This is a genomic window from Pontibacter korlensis (genome assembly GCF_000973725.1).
In the GTDB taxonomy this organism is placed as follows: domain Bacteria; phylum Bacteroidota; class Bacteroidia; order Cytophagales; family Hymenobacteraceae; genus Pontibacter; species Pontibacter korlensis.
The window spans coordinates 3,342,003-3,357,620 of record NZ_CP009621.1 but is presented as its reverse complement, the minus strand read 5'-3'; the positions used below and the strand labels follow the sequence as shown (position 1 = coordinate 3,357,620).

The 15,618-nt window shown below is 48.4% G+C and carries 8 protein-coding genes and 1 pseudogene; 4 read left to right on the top strand and 5 right to left on the bottom strand.

Annotated features, from left to right (window positions below; genetic code table 11):
• Positions 1-150: 150 nt before the first annotated feature.
• Positions 151-1,674, bottom strand: a pseudogene (locus tag PKOR_RS14360) (IS1182 family transposase); the annotation flags it as partial.
• A 157-nt stretch (positions 1,675-1,831) separates the two neighbouring features.
• Positions 1,832-2,116 carry a GIY-YIG nuclease family protein gene (locus PKOR_RS24105; protein WP_071843153.1) on the bottom strand — a complete coding sequence of 95 codons (285 nt, stop codon included), beginning with the start codon at positions 2,114-2,116 and terminating at the stop codon, positions 1,832-1,834.
• A 202-nt stretch (positions 2,117-2,318) separates the two neighbouring features.
• On the opposite strand from PKOR_RS24105, the gene hrpB reads away from it, so the two are divergent.
• Both hrpB and PKOR_RS14350 read left to right on the top strand, forming a co-directional pair.
• Positions 2,319-4,868, top strand: coding sequence for an ATP-dependent helicase HrpB (gene hrpB / locus PKOR_RS14355; RefSeq protein ID WP_046311621.1), 2,550 nt, complete (start codon positions 2,319-2,321; stop codon positions 4,866-4,868).
• 306 nt (positions 4,869-5,174) lie between these two features.
• The gene (locus PKOR_RS14350; RefSeq protein WP_046311619.1) at positions 5,175-6,629 is read left to right on the top strand and encodes an alanine/glycine:cation symporter family protein; all 1,455 of its coding nucleotides are present in this window, start codon (positions 5,175-5,177) and stop codon (positions 6,627-6,629) included.
• A 97-nt stretch (positions 6,630-6,726) separates the two neighbouring features.
• On the opposite strand, the gene PKOR_RS14345 is transcribed toward PKOR_RS14350, so the two are convergent.
• Positions 6,727-7,278, bottom strand: a complete 552-nt coding sequence (locus tag PKOR_RS14345; protein ID WP_046311617.1) for a YceI family protein — start codon at positions 7,276-7,278, stop codon at positions 6,727-6,729.
• Positions 7,279-7,900: 622 nt separating this feature from the next.
• On the opposite strand from PKOR_RS14345, the gene PKOR_RS14340 reads away from it, so the two are divergent.
• Positions 7,901-8,365 (top strand): COG2426 family protein, encoded by a 465-nt coding sequence (locus PKOR_RS14340; protein ID WP_046311616.1) that lies wholly within the window; start codon positions 7,901-7,903, stop codon positions 8,363-8,365.
• 320 nt (positions 8,366-8,685) lie between these two features.
• Here PKOR_RS14340 and PKOR_RS14335 read toward each other — a convergent pair whose 3' ends face one another.
• Both PKOR_RS14335 and PKOR_RS14330 read right to left on the bottom strand, forming a co-directional pair.
• Positions 8,686-8,976: an isoamylase early set domain-containing protein gene (locus PKOR_RS14335; RefSeq protein ID WP_046311615.1), complete on the bottom strand. Its 291-nt coding sequence runs from the start codon at positions 8,974-8,976 to the stop codon at positions 8,686-8,688.
• Positions 8,977-9,358: 382 nt separating this feature from the next.
• On the bottom strand, positions 9,359-12,766 hold the full coding sequence (locus PKOR_RS14330) for a sensor histidine kinase (RefSeq protein WP_046311613.1): 3,408 nt from the start codon (positions 12,764-12,766) through the stop codon (positions 9,359-9,361).
• A gap of 592 nt (positions 12,767-13,358) precedes the next feature.
• Here PKOR_RS14330 and PKOR_RS23570 point away from each other — a divergent pair.
• Positions 13,359-15,608, top strand: coding sequence for a tetratricopeptide repeat-containing sensor histidine kinase (locus tag PKOR_RS23570; protein WP_052738874.1), 2,250 nt, complete (start codon positions 13,359-13,361; stop codon positions 15,606-15,608).
• The last annotated feature ends 10 nt before the right edge of the window (positions 15,609-15,618 follow it).

Genomic DNA, 15,618 nt, shown 5'->3' with positions numbered 1-15,618 from the left:
TTAGGCGGCCAGCTGGAAAACGGCTCTTCTCGGGCTGAAAATGGTAGTCAGCTGGTCCAGCAGGCCGGTATGAGCCGCAGTTGGCTGTTTTAGCTGCTGGGAAAGGCCGGAGGCGCCCCTCTCCAGGGCCTGCCGGAAGGCTTTCACTCCCTTGCGGGCTATTTTGCGCAGGTTGTGGGCCATGGCCGCCAGGCCAAAGTCCACCTCGGCTTTGGCAAGTGTTCTCAATCTAAAGCGGGTGAAGCGGTTGTTGCTCTTCACCTGCCCGAACACAGCCTCGGGCTCAATGGCCCTTCGCTTGCGGTGGCGGATTCCCTCCTTACTCAAGAGCCGCTCCCGTGCCCGGGCCTTTAACTGGCGCAGGCGGTGGTTGACCTCGATCATGCGGTTGCCCCTGCCCTTGAAGCACTGCCCCCGCAGCGGGCAGCCCTCACACCGGCGGGCAGCATAGCGGGTGACAGAGGAGACATGACCTAACTCAGAAGTACGGGTGTACTGGCCCACCCGCTCCAGGCGCTGGCCCATGGGGCAGACGAAGAAGTCCTGCTGCTCATTGTAGTACAGGTGCTGGGCGTGGAAGATGTCGTTCTTGAACTTGCGCTTCTGCTCTTGATGGAAGTAGCTGTACTTGACGTAGGCCTCTACCTGGTTATCTTCGAGCCAGGCGTAGTTCTGCTCCGAGCCGTAGCCGGCGTCGGCCACCACTTCTTTTGACTGCCGCTGGTAATGGGCCTGGAACTGCTCCAGGTGCGGGATCAGCGTGGCCGTGTCGCCCGGGCGCTGGTGCAAAGAGAAATTGGTGATCAGCTGGCCCTCGGAGCTGATCTGCACGTTGTAGGCGGGCTTCAATTGCCCGTTCTTCATGTGGTCTTCTTTCATCCGCATGAAAGTGGCATCCTCGTCTGTTTTGCTATAGCTGTTCCTCTCACCGAGCTTCTCTAGCTGCTCCTCGTATTTTTGTAGTCGCGGCAGGTGCTCTTTTTCCAGTTTGGCCACCTGCTTGCGGGCCTGCTTGTCCAGCTCAGCCACGCGCTCGTTGAGCTGGCGGATCTCCTCTTTCAGGCGCTGGGCGTCCACCTTCTCGGGCGGCTGCTCCTGAGGCGCTTTCCTGTCTTCTTTGATGGCCTGCTTGATGTCCGAGAGCACGGCCTTGATCTTTGTCTCCAGCTTTTGCTTGTTCTTCTCCACTGAGCCCCGCCACACGAAGGTGTAGCGATTGGCTGCTGCCTCCAGCTTGGTGCCGTCCACGTACTGGGTCTCCAGGCTCACGTAGCCCAGGCGGTTTAAGAGGCGCACCAGCTCGGCAAACAAGTCCTGGATCTGGTTCTTGAGGCGGCGGGAGCGGAAGTCGTTGATGGTGCGGAAGTCGGGGGTGCTGCCGCCCGAGAGCCACATGAAGTGGATGTTCTCCTCCAGGGCCCGGGCGATGCGGCGGCAGGAGTAGATGTTGTTCAGGTAAGCGTAGAAGAGCACTTTCAAGAGCATCCGTGGGTGGTAGCTGCTCGTGCCCCCGCCCTTGTAGGTGGCTATGATGCGGTCGATGTTGAGCTCATCGACCACCCGGTCCACGAGCCGCACCGGGTGGCCTTCCGGGATGCGGTCTCCGATGCTTTGGGGGAACAGGACCACCTGGTGGCCCGGCTGCTCCTTGAAAACAACGTTGCGCCTTTTCATACCTACTAAAATAGCAAAAGAGGAGAAAATGAAAAAGGGGCCGCCCTTTTTGGACAGCCCCTTATGCTTTCATCTCGAACGCAGTGAGAGATCTATACGAAATATTGAAAGAACTTTAGCTGTGTCTGTGATCAAACCCTTTTCAGTTTTACTGGTTCTACTCAACCTGTACTTCTAGGTTAAGAAACTTCCAACATGGGTTAAACCGGGTGATTAGACTTTCTTTTTTACTATGGTTCCACTTCTTAATTTCCTTCTCTCGCTCAATAGCATGATAGTAGACGGGGTTATAACAATAGTACTTACCTGCGAACGTAGATGCGTTTCCACTGTTCACAAAGTGCTCCTGCAGCCGTCTTGGCAAATCATTAGTTACGCCTGTGTAGAGGGTCGTTTTACGCGGTTTTGTTGTAATGTAGACGATATAGTTGCAGGAGGACATGTTAGCGTTTACGGGGACAAAAACTGAGAAGGTTGTCTCTGTAGACCTTTCATATTTGTTAAAAACTGAAAGGGTGTACTAGCGAACTCCTTATCAGACTCTGAAAGGATTTCTCGCTCTGCTCGAAATGGCAGGAAGGCAGTTTTGATTCATCTGCTTATTCACATCAGCAATTTTCAAAAACAATCCCGAACTTTGGGGAGTGAATACTACTTCTAAACTACTTGCCACACTTCCTGACCTACCTGTAGTAGAGGCACTACCACAATTGTTAGAGGTATTAAACTCGAATAATCGAGCTGTGCTGGAGGCACCGCCTGGTGCAGGTAAGACTACGCTCGTGCCTTTGGCGCTGCTGGATGCAGCTTGGCGTGAAAACGGTAAGATACTGGTGTTGGAGCCACGCAGGTTAGCTACCAGGGCAGCCGCAGAGCGCATGGCAGACCTTCTTGGGGAGCCCGTAGGCCAGACTGTGGGCTATTGGGTTCGGATGGATCATGTGGTGTCCCGGAAAACGAGAGTAGAAGTAGTAACCGAAGGTATTCTCACCCGCATGATCCAAGATGACCCGGCACTGGAGGGAGTAGCGGCAATCATCTTTGATGAATTTCACGAACGAAACTTGCAGGCAGATTTAGGCTTGGCACTTGCCCTGGATGCACAGGCTGTATTAAGGCCTGACCTACGCATTTTGGTAATGAGTGCCACCCTGGACGCAACAGCCACTGGCAAGTGGTTGAAGGCACCTGTTGTCCGCAGCGAGGGTCGTCTTTTTCCGGTGCAAACGAACTACCTCCCTCCTGCCGAAGTTGCTGCCGCTGGCGCTTACCTAGCACAACGGCTGTCAAACCTTGTACCTAGGGCAATCCTAAAAGTGCTGAACCAGGAACTTGAAGGGGATATACTTGTCTTCTTGCCAGGTATGGGAGAGATAAGAAAAGTCGCTCAGCAACTCGAAGAAAAGCTTCCTGCAGAGGTGGAACTCCACCTGCTTCACGGCGACCTGCCACTCTCTAAGCAAGTAGCAGCCATACAGCCTTCAACTAAGAAAAAACGCAAAATTGTGTTGGCAACAAGTATAGCCGAGACAAGCTTAACCATAGAAGGCGTGAAGATTGTTATAGATGGTGGCTATGCACGCGTGCCTAAGTTTGTGCCTCGCACAGGACTAACCACACTCGACACGGTGCCTGTATCTCAGGCTGGTGCAGACCAGCGTAGAGGTCGTGCCGGAAGGTTAGGGCCAGGCATTTGCTACCGCTTATGGTCAGAGGCAGATCAGTTACAATTGCCAGCAAGGCAAGCTCCAGAGATCTTTGAGGCGGACCTGACAGGCTTAGTGCTGGAGCTCGCTCTGTGGGGAGTGAAGGATGCCACAACACTTAACTGGCTTGATGTTCCTCCTGCTGCTGCACTAGCATTGGCAAAAGACCTCCTACAACGCCTGCAAGCCATTGACCATAGTGGGAACCCAACAGCACATGGTAAGGCGCTGGCTTCACTTGGTATACACCCACGGTTAGGCCACCTGGTTATGCGTGGGCATGAATTAAGCTTTGGTGCTACTGCCTGTGCATTGGCTGCGCTATTATCGGAGCGAGACATTCTAAAGCCTATACAGTTATCTTGGGGAGACGGCATACCTGACCTGCAACTGCGTCTGGAATTGCTGGCTGGGCAACGACCTCCTACTCCTGGCTTTATGGTAGACGAAAACGCATTGCGACGGGTAAAGGAACAGGCTCTAAACCTGCGACAGAGGCTGCGGGAAGCCGGCAGTAGCATAAATCCTGAACAGGCAGGTATACTTACAGCCCTTGCGTATCCAGACCGGCTGGCACAGCGAGAAACTTCAGGACGAGTTAGGCTTGTAAGCGGGCAGCGGGCTAATTTACCTACTGAGCTCTTCGGGGAGGCTGAATTCTACGCTGTAGCCCATTTAGACTTAGCAAAGCAGCCCCGCATACAGTTGGCAGCCCCAATCACTAAGGCCGATTTGCAGGAGCATTTCTCTGATCAGGTAGAGACTTTACAGGAAGTAAAGTGGGCTGAGGCTACTCAACAGGTAAAGGCACGCAGCATTAGCCGTCTCGGAGCATTGGTGCTGGACGAGAGTGCTATTACCAAACCTGACCCTGAAATGGTTTCAGAAGCTCTTCTGCAGGCTCTCCGCGAAAAAGGTATAGATCGCTTGCCTTGGTCTGACGCAGCACTGCGCGTACGGCAGCGTCTAGCGTTTTTGCATACACTGGACCCTACTACCTGGCCTGATGTATCGAGCGAATCACTTGCTGAACGTATAAATGAATGGTTGGCACCTCACCTTCTCGGGCTACGCTCACTGGACCAGGTGTCCCGGCTCGATTTCCAGGAGATCTTGCTATCCGGGCTGAGTTGGGAACAACGCCAGGAAATGGACAAATTGGCCCCCTCTCACCTACAGGTACCGAGCGGCTCACGCATCGCGATTGATTATTCTGACACCGACACTCCTGTACTGGCCGTGCGCCTGCAGGAAGTATTTGGTATGCTTGATACACCACGTGTTGGTGGAGGCAAGGTCCCTCTGCTTATACACCTTCTCTCTCCTGCCTCACGCCCTGTACAAGTAACCCGAGACCTGCGCAGCTTCTGGAGTAGTGGTTATTTTGAGGTGCGCAAAGACCTACGCGGTCGCTACCCAAAGCACCACTGGCCTGAGGATCCACTATCAGCTACTCCTACCCGGGGCACAAAGAAGAGGCCGCAGTAAACTATAGCTCTGCTGCCTCTTCCATCTTAAGATAAGTCTAAACCAGGACTAAAAGCAGACAGTCTGCTCTTTTGGATACACTACATTCTGCTCTTAGCCAAACATATACCCTTTTAGGATTCAATCCAGGATACTCCCCAGAAGCTATTTTTTTAAATCTGCACATTACTCACGCTCCCTCCTCCCACACAACTTTTCATGCTATTCTGGAAAATTTCCCTTAATTTAAGCGAACGAATACATGGCCCCTTACCGGAATAGGAGCTTTAAAAGGATTTTTACTTTATTATCCCTGCCTTTTTAAACATGGAAAACATTATCAGTTCAATTAACGACATTGTCTGGAGTAACGCACTAATTATACTTTGCCTTGGGGCGGGGATATACTTTTCAATAGTAACTAAGTTTTTGCAGCTCCGCTACATCCGTGAGATGCTGCACCTTCTGTTCAATGGGGAATCATCCCAAAAAGGAGTTAGCTCTTTTCAGGCTTTTTCTATTGCAATTGCAGGTCGCGTAGGTACAGGTAACATAGCTGGTGTAGCCACGGCCATTGCTATGGGTGGCCCGGGAGCTGTATTCTGGATGTGGGTAATTGCTTTTCTGGGCAGTGCTTCTGCCTTTGTGGAAGCAACCCTGGGTCAGATATATAAGCAGGTAAAAGACGGTGAGTATAGAGGCGGTCCTGCTTATTATATTGAAAAAGGCCTTGGTGTAAAGTGGTATGCCGTAATCTTTGCCATTGCCACTATCATCAGCATGGCACTTTTCCTGCCGGGTGTTCAGAGTAACAGTATAGCTTCCGGTATGAACAATGCGTTTGGTGTGCCTGTAGCCGTAACAGGTGGACTAGTTACAGTACTGCTGGCGCTCATCGTGTTCGGTGGTGTAAAACGTATTGGCAAAGTAGCACAGGTGGCGGTTCCTTTTATGGCTGGAGCCTATATCCTCATGACCATTATCATTATCTGCATGAACCTGTCTGAGGTGCCAGCCGTGATCAGCCTGATCGTTAGCTCAGCATTTGACCTGGAGCCTGCTTTTGCCGGTGTTTTTGGTATGGCTATTTCCTGGGGTGTGAAGCGCGGTATTTACTCGAACGAGGCAGGCCAGGGTACAGCACCACATGCTGCTGCGGCTGCAGAAGTGAGCCACCCAGCAAAACAAGGTTTAGTACAAGCTTTCTCTGTGTATGTGGATACACTATTTGTTTGTACCGCAACAGCTTTCATGATCCTTTTCACCGGGCAGTATAACGTTGTGAATCCTGAAGGAGGCTTTATAGTAGAGAACCTGCCAGGCGTGGCGTTTGGCCCGGAGTATACTCAGCTAGCTGTAAATACACACTTTCCATCCCTAGGCAGTGGCTTTGTGGCTATCTCCCTTCTTTTCTTTGCCTTCACCACCATTATGGCCTATTACTACATAGCTGAGACCAACATTAGTTATCTTAACTCAACAGGCAACAAATGGATGGTATGGGCACTACGTGCATTAATACTAGCCTCTACCTTCTACGGGTCTGTTAAAACAGCAGAGTCTGCCTGGATGCTGGGTGACATTGGGGTGGGTATTATGGCTTGGCTAAACGTTATTGCCATTATACTACTGAGAAAACCTGCACTGCGTGCGCTAAAAGATTACCAGGAACAACGTGCTGCAGGCCTAGATCCAGTTTTTAGCCCTAAGAAGCTGGGCATCGAAAACGCAGAGGAATGGGATAAAAGCATAAAGGAGGACAAAGAACTACAGGCAGTTTAATTAATAAGTAAGGGCGAGGTTGAAACAACCTCGCCCTTACTTATTAATAATGTATATCCTACTTTATCAAAGAGGTACAGTCAAAACTGCTAAATTCTTAAGACTGTATAGGCTGCGCTTCTTTCTGCGCAAGCTGTATACTGGCTACTAAGGTAATATCCTCACCCAGCACTAGTCCTCCTGTTTTGCTTAGTGGGTTGTATGTAAGGCCAAACTCCCAACGGCTAATGGTACCACTTACCTCAAAGCCTGCCTTCAGGTTTCCATGCTCATCATGTGCAAAGCCACCAAACTCAGCTGTAAGCTCTACGGGTTTGGTAATGGTTTTAATCGTCAGCATCCCAAACAAAGTAAAAGTATCGCCATGCATTTTGGTAAAGCTGGTCGACTGAAAGTGAATGTTAGGGTGATTTTCAGCATCGAAGAAATCAGCTGATCTAAGGTGTGCATCCCGAGCCTCAACTTTTGTGTAGATACTTTTTACATCAAGTGAGAAATGTATCTCAGCATTGTTGAAGTCTTCTCCCTGTGTAGTTGCTCCACCTGTAAAATTGTTAAAAGAGCCCGTTACAGTAGAAATTACCAGGTGCTTAACTTTAAAATATACTTCTGAGTGTAGGGGGTCAATAGCCCATTTTGTTATTGCCATATAAAATCAGGGTTAGAGGGTGTTTAGATTTAAAAAATTAGCTTGTACTCTATTAAACCCTTTTATAACCAATATGTTTAAACTTTAATATTCTGCTTTTCCACCTCCTAAAACCTTCGACTACAAAGGCCAACTTTTTTGTGATGTGTGTACAGTAAATATAATAATGGCTCTTATCTGTTTTGCATACCTGCTATCAAAGGTTACGAAGGGCATATCAATTCCAACAGATCATGTTCTTTGTAATGTACAATTATACCTTCTATAGGAGCCGTATAAAAATGTGGCAAGGGTCTCGGAAGAAATGAGATTACCATTTAAAAGCCTAGCAACAAGACCGTTGTATTCCATCACCCGGTTTTGATGGCTAAGGCCTCAAAAGCTATGCGTAGCCATATAGGCTTTAACTCAGATTAAATTAAGCTTAGCGGTGTAGTTGCTAATTTTATTAAAAAAATCTCGACTGCAGCTAGGCGATGTTTGAATTTTTAAGATTTTTGCCCTGTTAAGCCTCTGAAGCACCCGAAGTGAGGTAAATATTAGCTCTGGTGCATTGGGGTTACTACCTGCTTTGGCAATAAAATGAAGAGCCATATAAGCAGGCCCTGTTAAATAATATTTTATGCTGGAAACGCTTATTCATACTTTCTTACTTAGTCTTTCACCGTTTGGGGAAGCTCGTGCCGGTATACCCTATGCTATGCTGAACAACGTCCATCTTTTCTGGGCTGTTTTGGTTGGCACAGTGGCAAATTCGCTGGTTTTCCCGCTGTTAATGTGGATGATTGACACCTTTAGCAGAAAGTTCTGGCCTTTCCGTGCTTATAAGCGCGGTGTGGTATACTTCTCCAGGAGAGCTAAAAAAATAGTGGGTGGAAATGTTGAAAAGCATGGCTTCTGGGGGCTTATGGTATTTGTGATGATACCTCTGCCTGGTACAGGTGCTTACATGGGCACTATCGCAGCCAACATCTTTAAAATAAACCGTAAGAAGGCCTTTATAGCCATTACGTTGGGCGTGTTTATCTCCTCTGTGTTTGTTGGCACCTGCTCTTACCTTGGTCTTTTAGGTTGGCAGAACCTGTAAAAATCTCATAAGTGACATTTTAAATCTCCTTTTGGAGCTTTAGTTTTTTCAGCTAAGGTGTCATTACGCTTTGCTGTAAAGAAAAGGGCACACCTCACCATCTCCACCCTGCTTTAGGGGGATATTCCTTCCTTTGAAGTAAGGCTAATAGCATTGACCCAGATAAGCACAAAAATAAAGCTATTGGCCAGCTCAAAGCCATGCGCACCTAAACCTGCTGGTCAGGCTTAAGTTTAGAACGTGAGGTAATAAATGGCAGGCTCTACACCCAGATGCAAGCAAGCTTATCTCTTGAGATGTTTCGGCTGTCGTCTCACAATCTATACAGAAAGTATACTGTTGGTGCCTCCGTACTCATTGGGGGTTTCGCCGTCTGCATCCGGATCGTTTCTCCATTCGCTGCCGTCTATCAGATACTTAAACTCATGCTGGCTGTTTTTTGGCAGCGACTGCACACATTCAAACACACCACCCTTTTTCTTACTCATAGGGATGGGATTGTCCCAGTCATTGTTAAGGCCTGCTATCTCTACTCTGTCCGCGCTTTCTATACTTACTGAAAATTTAACCTTACACTGATCTTTGGTTTTCAAATACGTTTTCTGAATCATCTTTCTAAGATTTAAATCCTATGTTTGAGGTGTCGATTATTTTAAAGCAGAAAGCTTAGGACTTATACTACTGCACTTTTCTGGAGCAAAAACCCATTTATAGCACAGAGCTAAGTCTCTAGCTATCCCTTTACTCCAACACAGCATTTTTTGTTAGCACTTTTTTTAGTGGCAACCAGATTGGTTCAAAAGAATACACGCTCTTGCAGGAGATTTATATACCAACTTTAAGTGTTAAACCACCTGTTGTACGAAAAACATGCTTCTTTGAAGCCCGAAATGACAAATGGCTTGTTCGGCTTATTTCAAGAGTAAATCCTACCTCTCTACCTCTTCTTGCTGTGCGGATGTATGCAGCAAGAAGAGGCTCAAAGAAAAAACGCTATGTGGCGCTTGCTAAGGAAACAGCGGTGGGAGGAGCCGTAACTGTAATAGGCAACAGGATGTGGAATTCAGTATACTCTCCCTCCACGGAATCTACCGATAGCTCACCTCCATGTCCTTTGGTAATGATGTCGTAGCTTATGGATAGACCAAGACCTGTACCCTGCCCGCTAGGCTTGGTGGTAAAAAACGGCTGAAAAACTTTATTCTTCACCTTTTCAGGTATGCCAATACCATTATCCTTTATCCTGATCTCTACCTGATCGTTTCGGCGGGAGGTACTGACCTCCAGTTTTGGCTCGAAGTCTGCTCCTAACCGCTCTTTTTTCTGCTTTATTGCATAGAAAGCATTGTTGTACAGGTTAAGCAACACACGCCCTAACTCCTGTGGCACCACCTCCACCCGCTCCAGGTCTTTATCATAATTAGTAAGCAGAGTTACCTGAAAGCCTTTTGTTTTAGCCCGTAAACCATGATACGACAGGCGCAGGTACTCATCTGCCAAGGCATTTACATCTGTAGGCTCTTTTGTTCCTGATGTGGATCTGGAGTGCTGCAGCATACTTTTTACGATGCTGTCTGCCCGCTTGCCATGCTGATGAATCTTAGACAGGTTTTGCTTTAGGTCGGCTGTAATGGCAAGCACCTGCTCATTATTTCCAACCTGCGCTTCCTGTTCCAGCTCCTCCACCAGTTCCTGCGACACTTCAGAAAAATTATTCACAAAGTTTAAAGGGTTTTGAATTTCGTGGGCAATGCCGGCAGTCAGCTCTCCCAGGGAAGCCATTTTTTCAGACTGTATCAGTTTGGCCTGGGTATGCTTTAGCTTGTGATACGCTTTTTCTATTTCACGTGCCTGGGCCAGCTCGCGCTCACGTGCACGGTATCTTTCCCTTCTGATCAGCCGCCTGCGCTGTAGGCGGTTAAAGTTGACGACTACTCCAACCAAAAGGAGCCCATAGCCAATATATGCCCACCAGGTGTTCCACCAATGAGGCTTCACTCTTACAGCTAGGGCTCTTTCAGCCCACACATTGTCGCTGTTAGCTATTTTTACCCGGAAAACATAATCCCCCGCCGGTACATTGTAATAAGAGGCGGTATGATCAGCAGCCCTTCGCCAGTCGTGGTCGTAGTTTTCCAGCTTAAAGTAAAACCTGTTCTGCTCCGGGTTATTGAAATGTATCCCGGTAAAGCTGAACGTAAAGACATCTTCATCAGGACCTAGCTTCAACATCCCTACCTCATTCAATGGAGCCTTCAACGGGCCCCAACCTCCCGGCTGCACCACATCATCAAACAGCTTCAGCCCTGTCAGTACAATTTGTGGAGGTGTGTTGTTAGGTTGCCATTGCTGGGGCGAAAAAGAGTAATAGCCTGTTTTGCTTCCGAAATATAGCTTCCCATCCAGTCCTATGTAGCCACCCGGAAAAGTAAAGGAACCTGGTACCACACCATAGGATTCGGCCAGCAAAGAAATATTATCCCGCTCCTTGTCCAGGGTCATGAGTCCGTGCTTTGTACTGAACCAGAGCTTTTGCTGGTTGTCTTCCACAAAACCTCTGATGTGGCTAATGTCTTCGTTCAGTTGAGAGCCCAGAGAAACGAAAATGTCGTTTTTGCGGTCGTACCTGAACACTCCTGAACTCTCAGTTGCCACCCAGACCACATTTCTGGCATCTTTGATGATATGAACAATATTTGTACCTAAAAGATACTTCTTCGACCAGCCATTTATAGGGTTAAACTTGTTCAAGCCTCCTCCAAACCTGGTTCCTACCCACAGATAATTTGATTCGTCTTCGAACACAGACACTACGCCATTATGGCTAAGGCTACCGGGGTCTTCAGGATCGCTTCTGTAATGGGTAAAGGTACCCTGCTCCCGGTCCATCTTATCCAGGCCGAAACCGGTAGCAACCCAGAAATTTCCCTGCCGGTCTTCCAACATCGAAAAAATAGGTCCTGCACTTATACTCTCCTCCACTTTCTCATCATGTACGTAGCGTGTAAACGTGCCTGTTTTAGGGTCATACTTGTTAAGGTCCCCACTGGCTCCGCCTAACCAAAAGTTGCCCCTCAGGTCTTTATAAATAGAATAGATAGTATCTGCGCTTATACTAGCAGGGTCATTTGGATCATGTACGAACCGCCTGGTTTTGCCACTTTTAAGATCCTTATGCAATAAGCCGTTGGCGGTACCAATAAGAAGAAAGCCAGCCTTGTCTTCGTGGAAGCTGTACACGTCAGAGTTTGTAGCCACATGGTTCACCCGCTGGCGATGCGGATCAACCCGATACAGGTTACCGTTGGCAGTACCGAACCAGAGTATTCCTTCCCTGGTAGCATGTGCTGCCCAAATATTATTGTCATCCAATCCTGTTACATCAGCACCATGCTTTTGATATTGCACGACTTTACCGGTTGCAGGATTATACCGGTTAAGGCCACTGTCATAGGTGCCTATCCAAACAGCACCAGCATCATCTTCCAGAATAATATCTACCCCATCGTTCTGCCTCTCCTTATTCACGTAGGGGCGGCTAAGCTTTTCCGGGTGCTGTGCGTCGTAGTGCAGCCGTTCGAAGGTACCTTTCTGGCGGTTCATGCGGTGTAAGCCATCTCCGTGGGTGCCAATCCAAAAGTTACCCCGGCTGTCTTCATGCATGGCCCGTATCCAGTTTGAATTCAGCGTTGTGGTGTCTGCTGCGTCATGCTTATAGTGCTTGAAAGTACCTGTTTTGGGATCGAAGCGATTGAGACCTCCCTCCTCTGGTTTCGACTCCCAGGGACTGCCTGTTCCAACCCATATCGTTCCCTGTTTATCTTCATAGAGTGCCCTGATTTTGTTGTCACTCAGGCTTGACGGATTATTAGGGTCGTGCTGGTACCTTGTAAAGGTGCCAGTTTTCGGGTGAAACAGGTTAAGGCCTTTATGGGTGCCTACCCACACATTTCCCTGACGGTCTTGCAGAATCGCTGTCACTAGGTCATCACTCAGGCTTTTAGGATCGTGGGGGTTGTGACGGTAGTGTGTGAACTTGCCCGTCTTGGGGTTATAGTTGTCAAGCCCTGCTGCCCAAAAGCCAATCCAGATAGTACCGTTACGATCAGCCTGTATACTTTCTAGCCGGTTATCAGCCAGTGAGTTTACCTCGAAACGCTGGTTATTATAGGTTGTTAAAGTATAGCCATCATAGCGGTACAAGCCAGAGTGGGTAGCAAGCCACAGGAAACCCTGCTTATCCTGCGTAATACCGGCTATCAAACCTAAACCATTGTCAAGACCCGTGTCCCTATCCAGCGGTACTTTGGTAAAAATAAGATCCTGCGCCAGGAGCGGAAGTCCGAATGTTACCCACAGGAGTAGGAGGCTCAGAAAGTGACGGAGTTTGCGGTACAGCATATTAGATTGTTCATGATGATCTTTACCTTGTAAGCACCTGATAATAATCAGCCTGTGCACAGCAACGCAGGTTTAAGCAGAAGAAATGACTTGAAATTTTAAGGTGTAAAGCGTAAAGAAAAGAATGATAGCAAGGGCAAATACCAGCTTCTGCTAGCCAGAAGCCGAACGTGGAGGCAATCGTACTGTTTCGATGTAGTATTTACGGGATTAACAAAGAATAGTATAAATTATACGCAAAAACATATAATACTCAAAAACACAAGAATATATTGCACTTGTTCACCATTTATTTAACTCTTATCTAGCTTAAGCGTTATAAATACATATTAATAGGCTGTAGCATAAGCACGTATGAGTATAACCTCCTGATAAAAGAATTCGCTCTGCTATCCATACTTTAGGATGGGGCAGAGCACCTACAAAGCATTAACTGGAACCTCCGGGGCAGGACAACGAACTGATCTTTATTCCTGCTAGCTACACAAGCACAGAAGCAAGGCGATTAACAAAACTGCAGTTGCCTTTAAGCCTTACCAGATTCAGACATTAACCTGTTGTTCAGGCTGTACGCCATGTTATCAATGCCGCAATGAAAACTTCAGCCTTTCTGCTCGCACTTGGCTTCCTGCTGGCAGTTACACCGCTACTGGCTCAAAGTACTGCTGCCGACAGCCTCAATACCCTTTTGGAACAGCACCAGCAAGCTGATACAGTACGCGCAAAGCTGCTGAACGACCTGGCTTATGAGCTAAGAGGAACAGACCCCGAAAAAAGCTATAAGTTGGCCCAGCAGGCCCTGCGATTAGCCGGGGAATTAAACTATAAACCAGTAGAAGCCACTGCCCTGCGCCGTATCGGCAGCCACCATTATCAAAAGGCAAACTACGAGGCTGCTCTTCGTGCTTTTGAACAGGCACAACAGGTAGCCAGGCAGATTGGCGACAGCACCACTGTCGCCTGGGCGTTTAATGGCAAAGGTACCATCTACCACAGCCAGTCTGATTACCCACAGGCGCTGCAGTATTACCTGCAGGCCGTGCAGGTATTTGAGAGCGTTGACAAGCACAAAGAAGCAGCCTCCATTATGGGTAATGTTGGGGTGCTTTACAAAGAAATGGGCGAGCTAAAGTCTGCTCTTACCTATTTTCAGCGGGGCTTAAAGCTACAGGAACAGCTGAACGACAAAAATGAGATTGCCCGCTTTCTCAACAACATAGGTGGCATTTACAGCGACCAACGGCAGTATAACCATGCCGAATCAGCTTATAGGCGAGCTTTAGACATAGCCCGGGAAAAGAGCAACAAACAGCTGGAAGCGCTTGTTTTGCGCAACCTGGTGGAAGTAAAGGGAAATCAAAAGAAGTATGCGCAGGCATTAAGCTACGGAACTCAATCTGTTAAGCTGTACCAGTCTTTAGGAGAGAGAGAAGGCGTGGCAGACACTTACTACCAGCTTTCCTCCGTACATCTCAACGCCGGTCATGCCGACAGTGCCCTGTACTATGCCAGCCGTGCCCTGGCACTAGCGCAGGAAATTGGCTTTAAGCGCAACATCCACAACACCTACCATGTATTGGCAGAGGCTTACGCCGCTAAAAAAAACTTTCCCCAAGCATACGAGGCACAACAAAAGTATATCGCCTATAAAGACAGCCTTGTAGGGGAAGACAAGAAAAGCATGGTGGCTGCCCTGAAGTTTCAATATGAGCTGGATAAAAAGCAGTCTCAGATTACAGTACTAACTAAAGACAAACAGTTGCAGGCCGAAAGGGCCAGCAGCCAACGCCAGCAAAAATACGCTCTACTGGCAGTGCTGGTGCTGGTAGCTTTGATAGCAGGTATACTTGTCTGGAATAACCGCAAGCAGAAAAAAACCAATGATCTGCTCCGCAAGCAAAAGGCAGAGATTGACGAACAGGCACAAAGGCTGCAGCAGCTAATTGCAGAGCTCAACAAATCCAATGAAGAGCTGCAGGTCCAGAAACAAACCATAACGAAGCAACGGGACCACCTGGAGCAGGCCCTGGCAGAATTAAAGTCGGCGCAGGAGCAACTGGTACAGCGAGAAAAAATGGCTTCGCTCGGTGAGGTAACCGCCGGTATCGCCCATGAGATACAGAATCCGCTCAACTTCGTAAATAACTTCTCTGAGCTTTCTGTAGAGCTGGTGCAAGAGATAAAAGAGGAGTTACAGCAAGAGGCTAGTCCGAAAAACGGCAAGGCGGTAGCCTTAAATGAGCTGCTAGATGAACTGGAGCAGAACCTCGACAGGATAACACAGCATGGCAAGCGGGCTAACTGCATCGTAAAAGATATGCTGCAGCACTCGGGTAACTCTACCGGCGATAAGCAGCCAACAGATATCAATGCCCTGGCAGATGAGTTCCTGCGCCTCTCCTACCACGGCCTTCGAGCCAAGGACAAGAACTTTAACGCCAAGCTTATAACCGACCTGGACCCTGCCTTGGGGAAGGTAAAAGTAGTGCCCCAGGAGATCGGGCGCGTACTGCTTAACCTTTTCAATAATGCCTTCTACGCTACGCAACAATTAAAATCGCAGCTGAACGGGCAGTATCAGCCGGAGGTAAGAGTAAGCACCAGAAGCCTGGGAGAGCAGGTGGAGATCAGGGTGCGCGATAATGGAGCAGGCATACCCGCCACAGTAGCAGGCAAAATATTTCAGCCCTTTTTCACCACCAAACCTACCGGCCAGGGCACCGGCCTGGGCCTATCCCTGAGCTACGATATCATTACCAAGGGCCATGGAGGTGAGCTGAAAGTGGAGACCAAAGAAGGAGAATACACGGAGTTCACAATCTGCTTACCTGCACCACAGTAAAACCCTAAAC